Annotated in this window: 13 protein-coding genes; 4 read left to right on the plus strand and 9 right to left on the minus strand. The window is 61.2% G+C overall.

Annotated elements, in window-relative coordinates; translation table 11 throughout:
* Nucleotides 1-66: 66 nt before the first annotated feature.
* Genes EG885_RS03480 through EG885_RS03495 form a run of 4 tightly spaced genes read right to left on the minus strand, consistent with a single transcriptional unit; the run spans nucleotide 67 to nucleotide 3,572 of the window.
* The gene (locus tag EG885_RS03480; RefSeq protein ID WP_131573084.1) at nucleotides 67-1,239 is read right to left on the minus strand and encodes a HEPN domain-containing protein; all 1,173 of its coding nucleotides are present in this window, start codon (nucleotides 1,237-1,239) and stop codon (nucleotides 67-69) included.
* Nucleotides 1,236-2,084, minus strand: coding sequence for a hypothetical protein (locus tag EG885_RS03485; RefSeq protein ID WP_131573085.1), 849 nt, complete (start codon nucleotides 2,082-2,084; stop codon nucleotides 1,236-1,238). Before EG885_RS03485 ends, EG885_RS03480 begins: the two co-directional genes overlap by 4 nt.
* The gene (locus tag EG885_RS03490) at nucleotides 2,081-2,938 is read right to left on the minus strand and encodes a nucleotidyl transferase AbiEii/AbiGii toxin family protein (protein WP_207392187.1); all 858 of its coding nucleotides are present in this window, start codon (nucleotides 2,936-2,938) and stop codon (nucleotides 2,081-2,083) included. Before EG885_RS03490 ends, EG885_RS03485 begins: the two co-directional genes overlap by 4 nt.
* 13 nt (nucleotides 2,939-2,951) lie before the next feature.
* A complete protein-coding gene (locus EG885_RS03495) occupies nucleotides 2,952-3,572 on the minus strand; it encodes a type IV toxin-antitoxin system AbiEi family antitoxin domain-containing protein (protein WP_131573087.1) in 621 nt (206 codons plus the stop codon).
* Between the two features lie 180 nt (nucleotides 3,573-3,752).
* On the opposite strand from EG885_RS03495, the gene EG885_RS03500 reads away from it, so the two are divergent.
* Genes EG885_RS03500 through EG885_RS03515 form a run of 4 tightly spaced genes read left to right on the plus strand, consistent with a single transcriptional unit; the run spans nucleotide 3,753 to nucleotide 11,523 of the window.
* The gene (locus tag EG885_RS03500; protein ID WP_131573088.1) at nucleotides 3,753-4,229 is read left to right on the plus strand and encodes a hypothetical protein; all 477 of its coding nucleotides are present in this window, start codon (nucleotides 3,753-3,755) and stop codon (nucleotides 4,227-4,229) included.
* Entirely contained in the window at nucleotides 4,226-7,324 is a 3,099-nt protein-coding gene (locus tag EG885_RS03505; RefSeq protein WP_131573089.1) for an HsdM family class I SAM-dependent methyltransferase, read from the plus strand. The genes EG885_RS03500 and EG885_RS03505 overlap by 4 nt, the downstream gene beginning before the upstream one ends.
* A complete protein-coding gene (locus tag EG885_RS03510; protein ID WP_131573090.1) occupies nucleotides 7,324-7,983 on the plus strand; it encodes a hypothetical protein in 660 nt (219 codons plus the stop codon). Before EG885_RS03505 ends, EG885_RS03510 begins: the two co-directional genes overlap by 1 nt.
* Nucleotides 7,984-7,995: 12 nt before the next feature.
* Nucleotides 7,996-11,523, plus strand: coding sequence for a type ISP restriction/modification enzyme (locus tag EG885_RS03515; protein ID WP_131573091.1), 3,528 nt, complete (start codon nucleotides 7,996-7,998; stop codon nucleotides 11,521-11,523).
* Nucleotides 11,524-11,587: 64 nt separating this feature from the next.
* Here EG885_RS03515 and EG885_RS03520 read toward each other — a convergent pair whose 3' ends face one another.
* From EG885_RS03520 to EG885_RS03545, 5 genes are all read right to left on the minus strand, one after another.
* Nucleotides 11,588-14,671 (minus strand): DEAD/DEAH box helicase, encoded by a 3,084-nt coding sequence (locus EG885_RS03520; RefSeq protein WP_131573092.1) that lies wholly within the window; start codon nucleotides 14,669-14,671, stop codon nucleotides 11,588-11,590.
* Nucleotides 14,668-16,506, minus strand: a complete 1,839-nt coding sequence (locus EG885_RS03525; RefSeq protein WP_131573093.1) for a phospholipase D family protein — start codon at nucleotides 16,504-16,506, stop codon at nucleotides 14,668-14,670. Before EG885_RS03525 ends, EG885_RS03520 begins: the two co-directional genes overlap by 4 nt.
* Complete coding sequence (locus EG885_RS03530; RefSeq protein ID WP_341352748.1) at nucleotides 16,503-17,765, minus strand: DUF6361 family protein; 1,263 nt, start codon at nucleotides 17,763-17,765, stop codon at nucleotides 16,503-16,505. Before EG885_RS03530 ends, EG885_RS03525 begins: the two co-directional genes overlap by 4 nt.
* Nucleotides 17,737-18,348, minus strand: coding sequence for a hypothetical protein (locus tag EG885_RS03535; protein WP_131573095.1), 612 nt, complete (start codon nucleotides 18,346-18,348; stop codon nucleotides 17,737-17,739). Before EG885_RS03535 ends, EG885_RS03530 begins: the two co-directional genes overlap by 29 nt.
* Nucleotides 18,349-19,019: 671 nt before the next feature.
* The gene (locus EG885_RS03545) at nucleotides 19,020-19,601 is read right to left on the minus strand and encodes a lipocalin family protein (RefSeq protein WP_165571024.1); all 582 of its coding nucleotides are present in this window, start codon (nucleotides 19,599-19,601) and stop codon (nucleotides 19,020-19,022) included.
* Nucleotides 19,602-19,673: the final 72 nt, after the last annotated feature.

Here is a 19,673-nt window from a genome sequence, read left to right on the forward strand (position 1 = left end):
AGTGCCGGGAGGTTGCGCCGAGATTGCACTGCAGGGTCGATCGGGCCGCGACCTCGCCGCGCGCTATCAGCCTTGCCCACCCATCGTAAGACTTGCCCAGCCCGGAAACTTCCCGCGTTCGAGGATGGCCTGAACGACCCGAACGACAAGTTGATCGGCGACATCGAGGTCGACCTTGGACTTCGATGGAAGCACGCCTGAATGGACCGCGTCAGAGCGAGCTTTGTACAGGTGCTTCATCTCGTCAAAGATCGCCCCTCGCTCACTCTCATCCTTGCCCAGCAGCCACGCGGCGCGGCTACCGATTTTATGAGTGATCTCCGTGTTCGACGTGCCGTTGTCGTGCATCAGCACGATCTCCGCCGCCATACCCAGATCAAGGGCGCGATCGACAGGATGGACCGCGAGCCGAGAGCGCCCGAGCCTGTCGATCGCCCGCGTCAGGCTGTCGCCTTCGGCGAACGCCGAGAGTTGGCCAAATGCGAGGCTGATGGCATCAACATCAGCGGGAAAGGCCACGACCGGGTGCGATGCGAATGGACGCGCTGACAGGGTGCCGCCAACCGCCATCGAGGCGCGTCGGTCAGCAAGGATGACCGACATCGGAAGTTCAACCGCGCCAAGGGACCCGATCAGGCAGGCAAGGCGAAAACGACGTCGCACGGCGTCCCGCGCCGGTAATTGAGGTTGTGTTGTGCTGGTTCCGACCGGTCCGGGCGCACTTGGCGCCAAACGCTCGAAGGCGGGCGTGACAGTGTAGGACTGGACGAGGAAACCAGTTCCAGTTGGCAGGTTCGGCCACGCATATCGCCAAGGATAGTCGAAGCCGCTGAAGATGTCAGTTGAGGCCGGCGCGAGGCGAACGCCGCCGCCGAGGTCACGGGCCTCCGTAATCTCGACACCGAGCACAGGCGAGACGTCTTCATAGACAGCCGCGTTACGCGCCACTTCTTCGTGGAAGACGGTGATGATGTCTTCTGGCGTCATCTTCTCGACAAGGCGATCAATCGCCCAGCCGCCGAAATTGCCGCCGACCAGTGCACCGGCGCCGTCGCCCATAAAGACCCAAGCGGTCGCGAAGTCGGCGAAGGGTTCAGCGCGCGATAGGTGCTGGGCTACACGATGTTTCGCTTCACCGCGCCACTGCGAATAGTCGCTGCCGCTATGGATTTCGGCGAGTTCGCTGGCGATTCCGCGCAGGAAACTGACGGCGTCCCGCGAGGTGTCCGCTTCGCTCATTCTTCACCCCAGCGACCGAGGTTCACGTCGACGAACTGGACTGGATAACCCCGAGCGATGGCGCTGAAAGCCGGCTCCCCTTCGCTATGGACGGCGAGGATATGGGCGGGGCTGAGTGGCTGCTCACTGTAGAGGTCGAAGTCCTGTTTATCCGGCTGGCAACCGAGCGTGCGGCCATAGGTGGCGACCACGGCTTCGGCCGCAGAGTAGCTACGCCGGGAATGGCTGAGCGGCATGGCGATCTCCAGGACACGGGGACGGCCGATCTGTTTCAGCGTGTCCCGAATGGCCTCATCTTCCTGGCAGAAATGGGCCGCCTCCCCGCCCCAACTCTCCAGGAAAACCGCCACCCCGTCGTATTCGATGTCGATCGGATGCGAGGTCATCCAAAACATGCCTGCGCGGGCTTCGAACTGGCGCTGGTAAGGGCTGTCGGCGAACAAGCGGTCGGCGACTTCCTGGCTGAAGGCGCCCGCGACGACCTGCGCGTCGAAGCGCGACCGGATGTTGTCGAGGCTCGACGGATAGATGCCCTTCTCTCGAACGGCGTCGATCTCCGCGTCAGTCATGCGCGTATAGTGCCAGGCCCGGATCGTCCGGGCCTCCATCAGCCGCATGATGTGCTCGTTCAACGCCAGGAACTCACCCGCATGGGGGTTCTCGGGATAGGGCGTCTTATGGTCAGAGGCCTCATGTTCGCGCGACTGGCGTCGGGAGGTGATCATGTAGTCGCGGATGAGATCGGCGTGAGCGTCGAGATCGCCACGCAGTTCGATGTCGAACGTATCGATGTTCCAGACGTCGATGATCCCGGCGTCGCTGGCCGCACCGTTGGCGGAAATCATGCGGTCTCCGCTGCTTTTGCCACGATCCGCGCGCACGACGGCCCGACCAGTCCCCACACCTTGTCGATGATCGATTCCAGCGACACGTTCTCGAGTTCTACGGACGCCGCGTAGGCGCGCCATTGGCGCTGCTTGACCTCGTCATCGACCATCTCGGCCGAAAGCCCCGGCGGCCTCTCCGTCGGGATCGCCGTCTGGCGGCGATCGAACGTCGCGGTGATCGCCGCGTCCAGATCAGCGTCGCTAATCTCAAGCGCGCGCGGGATGGCCCACAGATCATAGTAGTCCTTCATCCGTCCGTTCAGGACGCCCAGCGCAACCATCGCCTGGAATTTCTCGGCGATCACAGTGGCGGGCGGATAGGCACGCACGTTGGGCGCAGGCAGATCCAGCAAGGTCGGGTAGTCGAGTTTCTGGGTCGCATCGGCCATGGCGTCGCCAAAGCCGATATCGATCGTCACAGGGATGCGCGTCTTTTCGAGATAGGCCACAGTCTTGAGGCGGGTGCCGCCATATTCCATCTCTTCGCGGATGGCTGTCGCGGCCAGGGCGTCGAGGTCGAAGACGAGTCCGTCCTCGCTCTCGATCGCCATGATCTCCCGGAAGTCGGCGGCCAAGCGTTCGGGGTTGGGGTCGCCATGGCCCAGGAAGTCCGCATCTCGGGTCACCCGATTGTCGTCCTCGACCCAGACCGTGACCAACATCCCGCCCTTCAGGACGAAACGGTCACGATGCTCTGAGATCGACAGCCGGTAGAGCAGACGTTCCAGCGCGAACCGCACCAACAGAACGTCAAACACCCGGCCTTCCTGACGGGCGATGTTGAGCAGCCGATCCTTGACGGACTTGGCCATGTTGGTCGGCGTTTTAGCCATTGGACGTCAGGGCCTCGAGATAGGGTTGCATGATCTTCCACGCGCCGCCCGCTTTTGCGCCCTGAGCGATCGCGCTTGGGGTCGCCTTGCGTTGTTCGATGGCGGCGCGCAGGCCTTCTACGGCGACCGATCGATCAACCAGCTTGGAATTGCGGAAGAGGTCGGCAAGGGTCTTCGGGACAGAATAGATCGGGACCTCAACGCCAGCGATCATATGGTTCTCGACGCCCTGGCGCAGATAACGCTCGGTGAACCGCACCATGCGCATCGGGGGATAGGACTGCACCGGCGCCCAGTCGCTGGCGCCTATGGCCATCCAGATGCGGCGCGGCATTTGATCGGTCAGACCGTGAAAGGCGAGCGCCGACACAAGAGCGATCACGCCCTTGGGGACGCGTATGGCCGCCTCCGCGAGGATTTGATTCTCCTCGATCTCGGATCCACGCTTCTGGTAAACCCCGCGCGAGATACGTTCGATTTCCCCGGTCTCGACGGCGCGCGCGATCGTTTGCGCGCTGATGCCAGCTTCACGCAGTTCTTGCGCGCGCATCATGCTACGGCCATCGAGCAGGTTTCTGAGCTGGACCCTTTGCGAATCCGGGGAAGGAGGCATGTGACTAATCCTCTAAGAGATCGCGCTCTTATCAGAGGTTTTGTCACAAGTCATCATTGCAGCGCTACCCACCCCTATGCCCGCCGGTCAGATCAGGCCGTCCGCAAAAGAACATAAATCGAACGAATCCGGGGTTGACCCCGTGTTGATCCGGGGGAGGTTCCGAACTAGTATAGGCTAATGCGCTATACTCAGAGCCAGATTCGCGAACTGCTTTCCATCTCGGTGGATGCTTTTCGCACGTGGCGGGACGCCATCCCCGCCCTGGCACTGCACAAAGGGCATGCCCCCAGCTTCACCCCCGGCGACGTCGTGGCCATGGCGATCGTCGCCGAACTTGTCCGGGATTTCGGCGTGCGCGTCGGGACGGTGGGCGATCGTTTCGATCAGCTCTTTAAGGAATGCGGGGGAAAATCCTGGCTCTCACTAGAAAACTGCGTCGCCTTGATCGAATCCGACAACTTCCGCCTTGTCGATGCAAGCCTTGCCCATCGCCGCTCGCCGGACGCTTCCACCCTCTGCGTACCGTGCGCGCCGATCATAGCGCGCTTGCGCGCGGCGCTCACGGCAACCGAAATGGATCAAGTGCAGGGCCATCTGCAGTTCCCCCCAACCTCCGTGGGCATGCAGCCTGAACCGCGCAGCAAACGAGCATGACCACCACCCGGGCATCCGCATTGGCGCCGGAGTGGAAAGACCGCTTGGGGCTCACACACCGGCGCTCGCCTGAACTCTACGAGTCAGCCGAAGCCGTCAGCGACGTGCCGCACGCGCCGGCTATCCGAGCCGCCCTCACTGAAATGGGCGTATCGGCGATCTTCTGCGTTCAGGGCGTCCCGACTGTCGCGATCCTGGAAGCCGATCACTACGACCGCGCCGCGATCATCGATCTTCACGGCGCGCTCTGGAATCAGGGCTTGGCCAGCCTGTTGCTAGTTATCGCCGACGATACGCTCAGAGCGTTTTCACTCGCCCGTACTCCGTTGAGCGATCCAGGCGACGCCTTCGAGGCCCGCTGCCTCATCGATAGCCTCAGTCTGACGACCGAAGCGCTGAGGTTTCAGAATCTCATCTACGGCGCGGAATCGGGACGCCTCTGGAAAGACTATGGCGAGTACTTCTCCCCGAAGGAGCGCATTGACCAGGTTCTCCTCGACAATCTGAATGCGTCCCACGACCTCCTGCAAAAGGCCGCGCTCGCGCCCGATGCGGCGCAGGCCCTGCTCATCCAGGCGATGTTTATCGCCTACCTCGAAGACCGGGAGATCGTAACGCCCGCCTACTTTGCGGCCGTCTCCAAGAAGAGCGCCCAGAGTTTCTCGGCGCTGCTGGAAACAGGCGACGTCAATCTCTTCCGGTCCTTCTTTCGAACGCTCCATGCGGATTTCAACGGCGATCTGTTCGTCGCGCCGTGCTCGTTCGAGCCCATGGGCCAGGCGCCGGAAGTCACGCCCGCCCATCTGACGATCCTGGCCCGGTTCCGGTCAGGCCGCGAAGAAATGGCGCATTCCGGGCAGCAGCGGTTCTGGGGCTATGACTTCCGCTATATCCCGATCGAGCTCGTCAGCGCCGTCTACGACCGTTTCCTCGGTGAACGCGAGGCCGAACGCCGCGCCAACGGCGCCTACTACACGCCCATGTTCCTCGCCGACACGGTCGTTTCCCAAGCTTGGGAGATGTTGCCGGATGCGACAAGGACGACAGGAAACTTCCTCGACCCCGCCTGCGGCTCAGGGGTTTTCCTCGTCCGCTCCTTCCAGCGGCTCTGCGAACACTGGCGCGCCAAACACAAGACGCAGACGATTTCCTGGAAGACGCTGCTGTCGTTGCTGAGTCAGATCCATGGCTGGGATCTGAATGGCGGCGCCGTTCGGGTAGCCGTGTTTTCACTCTACGTCGCCCTCCTTGAGGAGGTTTCACCGCGCGACATCCGCAAACTGATCACCCGGGGGAAACTGCTCCCGGAGCTTTGGGGCAAGACCCTCGTATGCCGTGACTTTTTCGAAGTGTCGCCGGATGGCGCCCGATACGAGGTCATCATCGGCAATCCGCCATGGACTAGCCGCCGCGGTCCGGCGCGTTCGTCCGTGCAATGGAGCAAGAAAACAGGCCATCCCATGCCCGGTGGCGAAGACGCCTGGGCATTCAGCTGGAAGGCCCTGTCGCACCTCGCCGACGGCGGACTGATCGCGTTCCTGCTGCCGGCAATGGGGTTTTTGCACAACCACGCCCAGAAAACGGTCGATGCCCGTGATGCGTTCTTCCGAAAATCCCAGGTCCGCCGCGTCATCAACTTCGCTGATCTTCGGTTCCAGCTTTTCGAGAAAGCCCATCGCCCCGCAGCTCTGATCATCTACGGCAACGCGAACCCGGATAATTTCCCGTATCGCTTCGACTACTGGGCGCCAAAGGCCGACCTCAACCTGCGCATCAAGCGCGTCATCACGCTGAGCAGTACGGACAAGGCCGCGCTCGGGGTGGGCGCGGTTCTCGATAACCCGCTCATCTTCAAGCAGCGCCTTTGGATGCGCGAGCCGGACGCCAAACTCTTCGGCTACCTCGCAAGGCTTCCCAAGCTACAGGCCTTCGTCCATGATTTTGGCGGCCTAAGCCGTCGCCGCGAACAGCCGGGCGATCGATGGGTAATCGGGCAAGGCTATCAGCCGTTCAATGAAGACAGCGATAGCGATGCGCCTCCACTCGACAGCACGTATGTCGGCCGCCTGCCGGACCTGCCCATTGCAGCCTACTCACGCCTGGCACAGGCGGTGGAAGGCTTGCTGCCGGCCCCTTCATTGACGGTTCGTCGCCGCGGGTTTGAGGCCGGATTCGAAGGCTCACGCATCCTAATCCCGCGGGGGGTGGAGACCTCGCAAAACCGCCTTCGGGCCGCCTATTGCGATCAACCGCTTACGTTCCAGCATATCTTCCAGGCGATCGTGGTGCCGGACGGTCAGAGCGACCGCGCCAAGGTCCTGACGGCGATCCTCAATAGCCGCGTGGCGGTCTGGTACGCCTTTCATGGCACCGCCTCGTTCGGTTCGGATCGACCCGAGGTCCAGCAGGCCGACCTGCTCCACTTGCCGTTCCCGTCGCCCGACGATGTCCCCGATGACGCCGCAGCCGCACAAGCCGCCCTTGAGCTGATTGCGATTGTGGACGATGCACGCCAACGCTCCAAGGAGCCGTTCTCGATGCAGGTTGATGACGGCGAGATCTTGCGAACAATCGACCGGCTGGCGTACCAATATTTCTGCCTGTCGCCCGACGAAATCGCGCTGATTGACGATACCGTCGAGGCGATCCTTCCTGCGCTTCAACCCCATGAAGGCCACTTTCCGAAACTCTGGGGCGCGCCCGACGAGCTGCAACGGGCTCAGTACGCACACACATTGTCGGCCAGCCTAGCGGACTGGTTCAAGGGCAAAAAGATCGATGCGCGCCTCGTCGCGCGCGGCGCTGACCTTGCGATACTTCGCCTGCACCTGGGCGGCCATGAGGACTATGCCGAAGATGCGGCCGGCGAGCTCAGCGACGTACTTGAGCAACTAGCAGCCCACATCCACAGGCCCCTGGACGGCAATTTCCAGCTCATGCCGGACCTGCGCGTTTTCGTCGGTGACTGTCTCTACCTCATCAAGCCTATGCAGATGCGCTTCTGGCTGCGCTCCACCGCGCTCGCCGATGCCGATGGGATAGCGCTCGACCTCCAGCAAGCCGCCGCCCTGCCCCAACAGCGGGGCGCGGACTGATGCTGATCGGCGATGTGCAGGGATGGGTCGATAATTTCATTTCGTTTGATGATCGCTTCCTGGAGAGGATCGCGGCGGCGTGGCCGGCCTGCATGGCGGTTCTTCCCGAACAGCCAGGGGAAGATGCCATCACCATCAACCTCGTTGATCGCCTCGCCAAGGACGTCGTGGTGCGTCGGTTGTGCCACTGGGTCGAATATCAGTTCGAGCCGTTCGGTCTTGCTGCAGACGGGTCGAAATACAGCAAGGGCATCATCGACATCGCCGTGCTCTTCGACTGGAACCGAGAGCGATACCTGGCCTATGAGTGCAAGCGGCTCAACGTGACCAACGGCGGAAGCCGCAGTTCCTTGGCTACTGTGTACGTCACTCAGGGCATGATGCGCTTTCTCACTGAACAGTATGCTGAAGGTTTGCCTATCGGCTGCATGCTTGGCTACGTGTTGGATGGCGACATAGCTTTTGCGAGTGCACGCGTTCAGGATGCAATTGGTGTCCACCCGCCATTGCAACTCCTAGACGGCCCCAATTCTATAGCGGCGGTCGGGACCGCCTCAAGATTTGGAACGCGTCACCGTCGATTTTCCAATTTAGAGATAGAGATACGCCACGCATTGCTGCCTCGCGTTCTGCAAACTCTTGTCAGTACAGACACGTGAAGGACTAAATGCGTGGCCCTTACCTTATCCGAAACCATTACTATTTACTGCTCCGATACGCGGAACCTCGAGGCGCTTCCGACGTCCACAGAGACGACGTTCTACCCCGATGTCCGCACGCTCCTCACCAGCGTTCTCCGACACGAAAAGCTGCCCTTCGACGTCCGCACGGGCACGTCGGAAAAGGGAGCATCAAGCCACGACATGCCAGACTTCGTGTTGGGCGACGGTGCTCTATTCGTAGGCGTGTATGGAGAAGTGAAGCGAGCCAACACCAGTCTGCAGGACCTCGCGGTATCGACCGAACAGAAGGATCAAATCGGCCGCTATCTCGCACAAACCGGCGTGGTCTTATTATGCAATGTGCGCGGCTTTGGGCTTCTTGTCTGCGATCCGGCCTATGTTAGAGACGGTGTGACGCCGGTACCGCCAGCCCATCGCCTGCTTGAAAAAACCGTCGATCTTTGGTCGGCCGCTACCGGCGGCACCAAGGCCAAGGTTGATCCGGAAGCGATTGTCGCCCTCGTCGAAATCATCACGCGGGCAGTTACGGATCTGGCCCGCATCGCAGCGCCGGCCGATCTCGCCAAGGTCCTCGCACGACAGGCCCGCGACGCCAAGGAAGCGCTGCCTGATGACCTTAAGCCGCTTAAGCCGCTTCTTGACGATTACCGTCAAGCTCTCGGACTCGCGTTCGACGTTGATGACGAAAAGGGTGCGCGCTTCTTCCGATCGTCGCTGGTTCAATCCGTCATCTACGCCCTGTTTGCTGCTTGGGTTCTTTGGGACAAGAAAGCGGATGATGGCGCCCAGTTCGACGTCGACGACGCGCATACGTTCCTGCCAATTCCGTTCTTGGACGCCTTGCTGCACGACATCCGCCACCCCTCTCGCATGAAGCACCTAGGACTTGAGCCTCACCTGTTGCGGGCCATCGCTACTCTGAACCGTGTAGATCGACCCCTTTTCCGGTCGCGCATGACGTTCCCGACGATTGATGGCGAGACGTCGATCGCGGCCATCACCTATTTCTATGAACCATTTCTCGAGGCCTTTGACCCCAAACTACGTGAAGATCTGGGCGTCTGGTACACTCCACCCGAGATCGTTCGCTATCAGGTTCGCAGGGTTCATTACCTTCTAAAGACCGAGCTTGGCCGAGCCAGGGGTCTGGCCGATCCGGATGTCATCGTGCTCGATCCGTGCTGCGGCACCGGCGCTTATCTGCTCGAGGTCGCGCGGTGTATCGCTGAGGAGCTAGTCTCCGAAGGCGATGCCGATACAGTCGGGCTTGAGCTTACAAGCGCCTTCCAGAACCGTGTCATGGGCTTCGAAATTCTGACGGCGCCGTTCGCTATCGCCCAGCTTCAGCTCTACCTCCTACTTGAGCAGCTTGGCGCCAAACCCGATCCCACACGCCGTTTGGCCGTGTTTCTGACGAATGCCCTCTCAGGATGGACGGAGCATGGCGATATCAAACTCAACTTCCCTGAAATGCGTGAAGAGTTCGATGCCTCCCAGCAAGTGAAGCGCGACGCGCGGATCATCGTAGTGATTGGCAATCCGCCTTACGATCGGTTCACCGGCGCAGCTCAAGCGGAGGAGGCAGAGCTGGTTGCTCACTACAAAGGCATAGAGCTAGTCGAGCAGAAGACAAAAAATGGTACGGTCAAGCGGGACGGATTCGGCCAGCCTCTGATGAAACAACGTGGCAGCAGTCAGCTCTATGAAGAATTTGGAGTTCGGAAGCAGCTCCTGGACGATCTCTATGTGCGCTTCTTTCGCCTGGCGGAAGAGCGAATCGGAGTTGCCGCAGATTACGGCGTCGTTTCTTTCATATCCAATTCGTCCTTTCTTACTGGCCGGTCGCATCCTTTAATGCGCAGATCGCTACTTTCTAGTTTTCACGCCGTCTGGGTCGATAATCTGAACGGCGACAAATATCGCACCGGCAAGATGATTCCGAAGGACCTGTCCGGTGCCGGCACGCGTGGCGACAGCGTCTTCACAACCGAAATGGATCCGCGTGGCATCCAACCCGGTACGGCGATAACCACTTGGATCAAGCGAATAGGAGTAGCTTCTTCTCCAAGCGCAACAGAGGTCAATTATCGAGATTTCTGGGGGCCAGCATCGACAAAGCGTCAGGAGCTGATCGCCAGCCTTCCTAGCGGGACCCCCACTGAAATTGGAAATTCTCCCGTCTACAAAGGCGTCCAACCGACCGCCGAAGGACGTTGGCGACTGGCGCCTCGCTTCGTAGAAGCAGGATTTGAGGCCTGGGTAGCCCTCGATGAGTTTTTCTTAGCTAATTTCCAGGCGGTTAATCCCAGCAGAGGCCTGGAGGGTACCGTTGTGGACACATCGGAAGCCGATCTAATCGCACGGATGAAAACTTATTTTTCGGCTGACGACTTCTCGGAGGTAGCCACTGCCCACCCTGGTTTTGCAATCAGCCGTGCGAACTATGATCCGCCGAAAGTATGGTCGGAAATGCGCCAGATTGGCTATGAGGAAAAGCGCATCCGTCCATATCTGACTTTCCCACTTGATCGTCGGTGGATCTACTATTCGGATCATCCTCATCTCTTAGATCGGCATAGTCCCGATTTCTCGAAGAGTAAGGATGGAAATGAATTTCTGATCACCGTTCCGGAACCTCGAAAGGCCAGTGAAACTTCGCCGGTTTATTCGACGACGCTGGTTGGTCTCCACGTCCACGAACGGGGGTCGGTAGTTTTTCCGCGAGAGATCGTTAGCGACGACCTGCTGGCAAACCGAGAAGCAAACATCGCGGAACCGGCTTGGCGGGTCCTGCGCGCACATTTCGATTTAAAAGGGGATCGCACGGGCGACGACGCTAGGGCATTCGTGGGCAAAATCCTTCGATCAGCCTTCGCGCTGCTACACGCTCCGAGCTACCAGGCTGAGAACAAAAGCGCCCTCTCAAGCGACTGGGCCCATCTTCCAATCCCGAAGGACGCGGGACTCCTGAATAAGCTGGCCGCTGCTGGTGAGCAAGTCGCCCAACTGCTTGACGCTAATCGCGACGCTCGTAGCGTCATCGATACCGTGCTGACAAAAGAACGAGCCAAGCATCTTGCCCAATTTCGCCGCGAGGATGGAAAGGTCATCAACGCAGATGACCTAATCGTTACCGTAACATACTGGGGCGGCGGCAAGGGTAAATGGATTCCAAGGCCGTTTACAGACGATGAGATGCCCAGCCCAACCAGCGCTGACGCATGGGGTGAACGTACTGGTGACCTATTCATCAACGGCCAAGCCCACTTCAGCCACGTACCGGAAGCCGTCTGGCAGTATCAGCTTGGCGGATATCCGGTGCTCAAAAAATGGCTCGGCTATCGTCAGTCCGATCGGCGCGATGGGAAACCGCTGACCGATGATGAGCGGCGTTGGCTGCGCCAAATGGTCCAACGTATTGCCGCGTTGCTCGCGCTGGGGCCGACGCTTGATGCGCTTTATCAGGAGGCGTCAGCCAATAGTTTCACCGCCACACAACTCAACGTCCGAACGTGAGGTCGGAACCGGCCAAGCCTGCGACGTGAGCCTTGAAAGATGAAGAGGGAAGCCGTCAGTCCCGTTAGACGACAGCTTCCACAGCCGGGCGATTCCTATCCAGTTCTTCCAGCGTGGGTGGCATCGTCGATCGAAGCCCCATGGCGGACAGGTCTAGAACGAGGGGCTGCAGGAGCGCACGAGTCGCCTCACCCCCGCGTGACAGCACGTCGATAAAGTCCTCCTGATTGGGCTGGCCGAGCGCCAGTCGATAGATCATGCGCTGTTCGCGAAGTTGAGCGAAGCGCGCCACATCCCGGCCGAAAGGTCGCTCAAAAACGTGCCGGGTGATTTCCGCCTTTTCGAGCACCCACCAAGGACGGAGGCCGCTGGTATCGCCGAAACGCTCGGCATGACGTTGCAAGCATTGCCACGGCGAGCCCTCTGCGGCGGTGACGTCTCTCAGCACATCGTCGCGCAACATCACGGAGAGCCGGCGCCTGACGGCCAATCCAGCATAGCGCTGGATGCGACCCTCGCGCTGTTCAAGGTCAAGAGGGTTCGACGAGAGGTCCCAGTGGACCACATGCGAACACCAAGGATGGAAATCCAACCCTTCTTGGCCGACAGACGTCGTGGCCAGCACATGCGGCCAAAAGGGCGTATTGAAGCCTCGGCGAATCTCATCGGGTCGCGCTGGAGCGGTCTCCACGACGCCGCCTTCCATTTTGACGGCGGGCTCGGCCTCGGCATCCCCGAACGGTACGGCTACGTGGCAGCGCACTGATATCTTGTGCGGCTGACCGCCAATTCCGTGGAAGCTGAAGCTACCGGCGCGCAGTCCGAGCGATGACGCCAAATCCTTGGCGAGACCCACAACGCCTTCAGGCAGATTCTGCGCGCGCAGCCAGAAATGCTCGTCCAGGACGCTTTCAAAGCCGCCATCCACGACCGCGCCCATGACCTGTTCGACCGCAGTCTTGCCCGGCAACGAAGACAGTATCACCGGGTTGTCGAGATAGGGGCGCAGCCTCTGCCAACTGAGCTGGACCAAGCTGGGATAGCGGGTCGAATCCAGGATCGTCGAATCATGCCGGAGCAATGCCCGGCCAAGCGCCACACCCGGCGCTCCGATCGCATAGTCGACGAGGTCCTCAAGTTCGATCGGGGAAAGCCTCTCGATCGGCTGTACCTGCCGCCACTTCTGGACGGCAGAACGAGCGGCGCGATCATCGCCGATTGCACTGCTCCAACCAGCGGCTGACTGTTCCGCCATACCGGCGCGTCGTTCAATCGCGGCTATGACCTGTCCAATGGATCGATGCCGACGCCGGGCCTTCGAGGTGTCCCGTTCGACAATCCCTTTGGGCAGGGCCGAGAGGATCTGTCGCCGCACCAGCTTACGAATGACGCTGAGCGGCTCACCCGCTTTCACAAGCGGGTTGGTGTGACGGATCAACCATGGTGACGGATGGAACACGGCCATGACCGGGCCCGGAACCGCCGCTAATTTGAAGCGCCGTCGCCTATAAGCCTTCTCATAACCGCCTTTGTTCTTCGGAAGACAATGCGCTTCGACGCCAAAGCTCAGAAGCGCGGCAACGCTTGGCGGCGTTGCGCGAAAGCGACTGAACATCAAGAGTTTGGGGTCGGCCTCTCCGCTTTTCCAGCCTCCGCCGAGTGACCACCACGGCAGGGATGGCGCGACCCACGGCAACGACAGGAGCTTGGGCGGAGCGACGCCGCTGAGTGCCCGGAGCTTCGCATCCGGCCAGGCCACGGGCGCGCTGAGTTTGTTCCGGCGCTCGCGCGTCATCCGTATGAGTTTGGGCGCGGCCTTGATCTTTGCGCGCTTCCACGCCGCATATCGCGGGCCCAGGGATTGGGCCGGCAACGGAACCGACGACCAATAGGGCAGCGCCTCATAGCGCACATCTTCAGTGAAGCTGTCCACCAGATGCCGATAGACCTGAAAATCCTCGGGCTCAGGATCTGCGTTGAGGAATTGTGTTCCGGCCAGCGGATCGGTCGACCCCACGCTGTCCCGCTCTGTTCGCGACATCACAGGGGTCAGCAGGCTACGGAGTTCGTCTCTGAGCTTGGCAGCCTCGGCCACGTCGTGCGCTAGGTCGGGGCGGCTGGCATCGGCATTTGCCGCGATGTCACGCAACTTGTCGCCGAAACCGGAAAAGAGCGTCTTTGCGCGTTCACGAACCCCCCGGCCCGCAAGGAATTCGATCAGTTCGAGGAGCTCGGCGTGAGCGAGCGCACCCTTGGCCTCCTCCCACCGAGTGCTCAAAAGTCGGTAAGGCGTGGCGCTAAGCAACAAAATTGCAGGCGGAACGGTCGAGCCTGCTGGCTCGAGAAGCGCCTTCAAAAGCGGATCGGCGTCTTTCTCTTCCAGAATCTGGCGGTAGCGCTGGAACTCGTCGAGAATAACAAGATCGGGCGGCTGATGGCGCAGTGTCGCCAGCGCTAGCGCGCGACGGAGATGGCCAACGAAGGTGGTCGGCTTCAGCGGCTTGATCTTCTTCTCGGCGTCACCCAGCACCGCGAGCTCCAGTTTCGCGCGCACCGGCTCGCCAAACTCCGCCGCAAGGGCTTCGCGAAACCGCTGTGTGAGGTGGGCGGGCGAAGTCGCGAATTTCGTCTCAGCGTCCTTGACAGTCCAGTCCCAGGACCCCCGCGCACTCAGCCGCAGGATGTCCGGATCAAGATCCCGTGCGAATGCGGGATAGGCCCGCTCGAGCAACACTTTCAGGAACGCGCGTTCTTCTTTGCGTCCGCCCGTTAGACGCGCGCGCGCGCCGGGAAAGGAAGTCGCAGGGGTCAGCGCATAGATCAAAACCGGGCTGTCTGGTCGCTTCGCGACCGCGATCAACGAAAGCCTATCCGGCGTTTTGGTTGCCTTTTCCAAGGGCCCATCGTCCAGGAAACCTACGACACGGCCTTTGTTCTGATGGGACACCGCGTGGCCGTTGGCGACGTAATAGATCACCAAAGGCCGGTGGCCATCGTCGGCCATGCGGCGCGCCACTTCCTTTGCAACGACGGTCTTGCCCAGACCAACCTCATCGGCCACCAGAAAGCGCCGCCGCCCCGTCTGGTTCGCGAAAGCCAATAGCGCCGCATCGACCGCTGCTTCCTGAAACGGTTTGGGTTCGCTCACGGATGCGTGCCCCTGATGTTAGCGCCCAGACCGATCCGAAGCTTGCTCCACAGATCATTGAAGCGCCTCAGCATCGCCGCCGTCTGCGGATCTTCCTGGGCTGCCTGTTCAAGCACGGCCGGCAGGTAATCAGAGACTCTTCGCTCGATCTCGCGGAAATTGTCCCGGTCGCGCGCCCACGCCGCCAACATCTCTTCCAGCGTCGGCAGGGAGAGATCGAGCGCTGGATTTGCTCCCAGGCCTTTCCGGTTTAACTGCTTTTCATCCGTCCAATCGCCTTCGCTGAGCCGACCGTCATCGGCCAGCAGGCCGGCCACCCAGAGAAGGAATCCTCTGGCCCCGAGAAACCGCACGAAGGCCGCGCGGTCGCGATCCTCTCCGAACGGCGGTTCGGCCGGTGCCCGTTGCAACCACGAGAGCCCCTTGTCACCGCGACTGACGCGTAAACGCACAAACTCACTGCGCTCAGCGGGAACCACAGTCCCCAACCTCACCTCATCTTGCTGTGCGGGCCAGATAATAAGCTCGCCATGAAGTGCCCCGACTTCCAGCACGATATCGGGTTCGTCCGGATGCGGGCCGCCCGGATAGAGATCTGAGCGATGGGTAAGAGACGCCTCATCTCCGTCGATCCCGAGCGTCGCGGCCCAACGCGCCGCCACCTGCGCCCGTGCCCGTTCGAGCGCCTCTTCCTCCAGCAGCGCCGCATCGGGCGCATACTCTGTATCCGGCGCTTGAACGAGCCGGGCCGATCCCAAGAGCGCCTTCAGGCCTTTTTCAACTACGTCCGTGATGAGCAGCTCGGCTGTCACCTCGACGTTGCGTCCAGTCCAAGCGCGCATGGTGGCGTTCGCGCTTCCCAACCACAGTGTCCGCTTGCGACCGGCGCGAATGAACAACAGTTTTGCGTGAAGGCCCCGGCCGATCTGTTCTTCCTCGTCACCATCGGTCGCGGAAGCCAAGGAGACAGATTCAGCCTCGGGATCACCAACGGGATAATCTGGTGCGTCCAGCGCCAGCAAATCATCGAACGCCGCCAGCGACGGTCCGACCCGCTCGATCTCGCGCATCGTCGTCAGCAGCACGCGCCGCACTGGTTTCCCGCCCTTTGGCGTTTGACGCGCCAAGAAAGTTTTGTCGATGAAGGGGCTCACGATCACGACTTCATCGGTTCCGGTTGGCGGGATGGGCGCGATCTGGCCTCCATTGCCCGCCGACCAGTGGATCCGTTCTACGCGGACACCCGCCGGCGCTCGCCACGCCACCTTCGCAATCGTCGTTGCAAGGGCAGCCGAGCGCACGCCCTTGAGTGCGGCCCGGTCAGCCAACGCACGCGCCAGTTCGTCTGCCCCAGGAATCGGAGAACCGCCCTTCGCCCCCGAGGTGAGCAGGAGCCCGATGTCGCGATTGACGCACTCTGTGAGATTCCGGCTCCCGATCCATAAGCGCCAGCCGATGTCGCCTTCCTCACTGCGTGTTCGGACCAATGCGGCCTTGGGATGCCAACTGTGCGTCGCTTCGTCGAAATCCACTTCGCGGACGAACTGGTCCAGCACCGCCGCAATGCGCGGTGTCCGCCGCATCTTCGCAAGACGCCCGCGCTGAATGATGATCCGCACCTTACCCCGCAACTGCTCGACCGCGTCGGCGAAGTCGGACGGGCTGCCACGACCCGCATCGCTGTCCTTACCCGCCAGGGCGAGCAAGGTTGCACCGATCGTCCCTAGATCTGCCGAGTAGGACGCGAGCAGGGCCAGATCCACGCTTTCATCGGGACCGGGTCGCAAGCCCTCCAGGAATGAGAGGGCTGGCCAGTTCTCGACCTCGCCGCTCATGCAGCCTCCGCGAGGTCGTTGAGAAGCGTGCTGACTTGCTCCCATCTATAGTGGAGCGGGCTTGCCAAGCCATGTTCGTCGCTCGACCATTCGAGGCGCCGAGCACGTCCATTGGGCGTCGGAGCAAGCCGGGCGCGTGGCCCTTTGCGGGCTTCAGCCGCGGCATAGACATCGAATAGCGCGGTGGGATTGCCCGATCTCGAAGCAATCCAGTCCCTTGTCGCCGTTACGACAGCAAGCAATTTGGGTGGCAGAGCGCCGATATCCGCCTCGAGCGCGCTGATATCGAGCTTGGCCGCGAGGCGACCGTGCGTTGTGATGATTGCCGCCAAGTGATCGCGATGACGGTTCGCGATTTCCCGTTTGTCGTCGACCTCAACGACGCGCTCCAGCAATGCATCGTAGACGGCACGACCCACGCCCGCGAGACTGGCCGCCTGCTGCGCTCGCATGAGCGCAGCCTGATCGGGTCCAGCGACTGCCTGTGTCTCGTCCGCCCACATTTCAGCGGGCGCTTCCGTCTCGGTTTTAATCAGCCGCGCGAGCAGAGACAGTTCGTTGCCGCCGTTGCGACGTAACTGAACAAGTCGCTCGCGTAGAAACTCGGCTTCCTCAGCCGTCAGCCGAAGCGTGATGTCGCCGCCCTGCCAATTTTCCGGGCGTTCTGGAAGCGGCACGAACGGCGGATCGAAACTGAGAAGCGGCTGACCATCGTCGTCCGTTGTCGCGCCGGCGGTCCTGAGCAGCCTGTGAGCCTGACCGCGCGAAACGGTCCGCTCATTCAATCGCGGACGCAAGATTCCCCACACCGCAAGCGCATTCCAATACACGGTTGAAGGCGGCTGGCTCGACGGTTTGGGGAAGACACGTCCCCCGATAACCTGGGATTCTCCCATCTCCCTTAGCCGGCCGGCAAGCTGCCGTTCGCGTTCGCGCAAGGCGCGCTGCGCCGCGGGTCCCGTCATCCCGGCAAGATCTTCGAATAGCCATGGCACGAAGAGGGCGTAGCGAGCGCGGGTATGCAGTACGGAAGTGCCCGGAAAGAAGCGATCGGCGTAGCGTTGATGGATCGTCAAGAATCCGATCTCGTCGCGTACGCCCATGGATTCCTCATCCATTTGCGCCTTGGCGCGGGCCAGCGCCTCGCGGGACAAATAGGTCCAGCCCAATGTGGGCTCGATGGACAGCGCGCGTTTGCCGCGAGATGAGCGTGCGGAGTGTCTCACCATCTCAACCCCCAGCCGACCCAGGCTGCACATCCCTGACTTCGCCGCGCCTGCCCACCAGGGCAATCTCGATGCCGGCCAGGGCGCAACGCGGTGCCAGTCGTTCGGCCAGACGCAAGGTGCCTTCCGTAAAAGGGACGACGGCCACTTGCCGTCCTTGCGACGGCGTCGCCATCAACATACCGACGGTCTCGCACAAGCCCTTGTAGAGCCGGGACACTTGGCCGGAATGCCTCGTGTTGATGATCCCGCCTTTGCATTCGGCGGAGATGACGTGGTTGCCGACCTCTGCGACCACATCCCCCAGCCCCGACTTTGGATTGACGGTGACCTCCTGACCCGCAGCGTTCCGATAGGTGCCGCCATAGCTGGTGGTGCCGACGCTGGAGATCTTGATGAAGTCGCGTCGAAGCAGCCAGGCCGCGAAGTCGAATTGCTTGCCGTGCTCTCCATCCGGGTGAACACGCACGTGTTGGGTATCCTGCGTCCGCAACAGGTGCATGGCATAGGCGACCATGACCGCGCCTTCGTAGAGATGGTGTTCGTGCTCGCCGTCGGATTTTCCGACCCGGTTTGGCGGCGGCGAAAGCGCCGTAACAAGATCCTCGAAATCCATGACAATCCTCCCCGGCCGTTAGCGTAGCTGATGGGCCGAGAGTAATCGTCCTTCATCGCGGAATGGCTCAAAATACTGATAGCAGGTTCAACGGCCATTCGTCCGTACTCTTTCTCGCGCTGAACGTCCGAAGTATAGGGACCACCAAGAGAGGACAGCCTCCTCCGGTGCCCGAGACTTGCTCGGCCGCCCCCCCTGCGAGGTCTCTCAACGCCCCTTTGAGGGCAGGTGGACGTACCGGGGGCCTCGACACTCCACCCTGAAGCCTGCCGCCGGCGACAACCCGCCCGCCGGCCGTCTCGGTCTGCGCATGGTCAAGATGCTGGAAAACGCCAATGCCGGCGCCAATCGTAGGGGCCCGCGCCGACACGCCCTTCGTCCTATCGGCAGGCATGTTCGCTTCGCTGTGCGCAGGCGCGTCCAGCGTGAGGGTGGTGCATCTCGTGGCCCCGCGCCGGTCAGATATTGCGGCCGATCTGGCCAGCGGCGGTAATCGGGACGCCACGTTCCGCTTCAGCATGCGGGGACGAAGTTCATCATGGCTCCCCGACGCCCGATCCGCGCGACGTAGCGACCAAAGGACTGCGCACACACGAGAAAACGCGGGATTTCCGATAGCGTCGCAACTTGCGCTCCCCATACCCGCGGCATCGGTCTCGCCTGCAGTCAGCTTACTCGACCGGCGACGGTTTGATGCCGTCGCTCAAGAAGCCGGGAGCTCCAATCTGATCGGGCGTCTGTACGATTTTACGGAAAAGCGAACTGTCCCAGCCGAGCGCCGCGAACCGACCGAGAAGCATCTGATAATCGGCATCCGATACCTGCTTGGTACGCGAGTAAATCCATCCCCACTTCCGGTTCTGTTCGCCGAACAGTACGTAGCGATAATCCGGATCGACATAGACCACCAGAAACGGCAGCCGTAACGGCCAGATGGGCTTGACCCGCCAATCAGCGTTCCCGGTATCGGGAAGGACGTCGATGGCGACGGTGTAGTGTTGTTGCTTTTTGTGGAACCCGCCGCGACGCATGTGAAAGTCTTCGCGGATGCGGCCATTTCGTCCCGGGCCGTAGACGTCATATCCACCGACCACGCCGCGTTCCAGAAAGTTCGGGATGGTGCCTACGATATACCAGGCACCATAGATCCATTCGAGGTCGACATTCGCCAGCGGTACGTCGCCTTTGGCCGGAATTCCCATCGTCGTGCAGCCTGCCACCAATCCCGCTTTAAGCACCGACAGCAGGCGCATCGCAGCCCTGCGAAGACTACGGCTTCTCGTCACTTTCGCCGATACACTCTGGTCATCCATGACCGGCCACGA

This window comes from Paracoccus nototheniae (assembly GCF_004335005.1).
In the GTDB taxonomy this organism is placed as follows: Bacteria; Pseudomonadota; Alphaproteobacteria; order Rhodobacterales; family Rhodobacteraceae; genus Paracoccus; species Paracoccus nototheniae.

Coding starts and splice junctions, on each gene's coding strand:
- EG885_RS03480 (WP_131573084.1), bottom strand. CDS start 1,239: ATGAGCGAAGCGGACACCTCGCGGGACGCCGTCAGTTTCCTGCGCGGA.
- EG885_RS03485 (WP_131573085.1), bottom strand. CDS start 2,084: ATGATTTCCGCCAACGGTGCGGCCAGCGACGCCGGGATCATCGACGTC.
- EG885_RS03490 (WP_207392187.1), bottom strand. CDS start 2,938: ATGGCCAAGTCCGTCAAGGATCGGCTGCTCAACATCGCCCGTCAGGAA.
- EG885_RS03495 (WP_131573087.1), bottom strand. CDS start 3,572: ATGCCTCCTTCCCCGGATTCGCAAAGGGTCCAGCTCAGAAACCTGCTC.
- EG885_RS03500 (WP_131573088.1), top strand. CDS start 3,753: ATGCGCTATACTCAGAGCCAGATTCGCGAACTGCTTTCCATCTCGGTG.
- EG885_RS03505 (WP_131573089.1), top strand. CDS start 4,226: ATGACCACCACCCGGGCATCCGCATTGGCGCCGGAGTGGAAAGACCGC.
- EG885_RS03510 (WP_131573090.1), top strand. CDS start 7,324: ATGCTGATCGGCGATGTGCAGGGATGGGTCGATAATTTCATTTCGTTT.
- EG885_RS03525 (WP_131573093.1), bottom strand. CDS start 16,506: ATGAGCGGCGAGGTCGAGAACTGGCCAGCCCTCTCATTCCTGGAGGGC.
- EG885_RS03530 (WP_341352748.1), bottom strand. CDS start 17,765: ATGTGCAGCCTGGGTCGGCTGGGGGTTGAGATGGTGAGACACTCCGCA.
- EG885_RS03535 (WP_131573095.1), bottom strand. CDS start 18,348: ATGGATTTCGAGGATCTTGTTACGGCGCTTTCGCCGCCGCCAAACCGG.
- EG885_RS03545 (WP_165571024.1), bottom strand. CDS start 19,601: ATGCGCCTGCTGTCGGTGCTTAAAGCGGGATTGGTGGCAGGCTGCACG.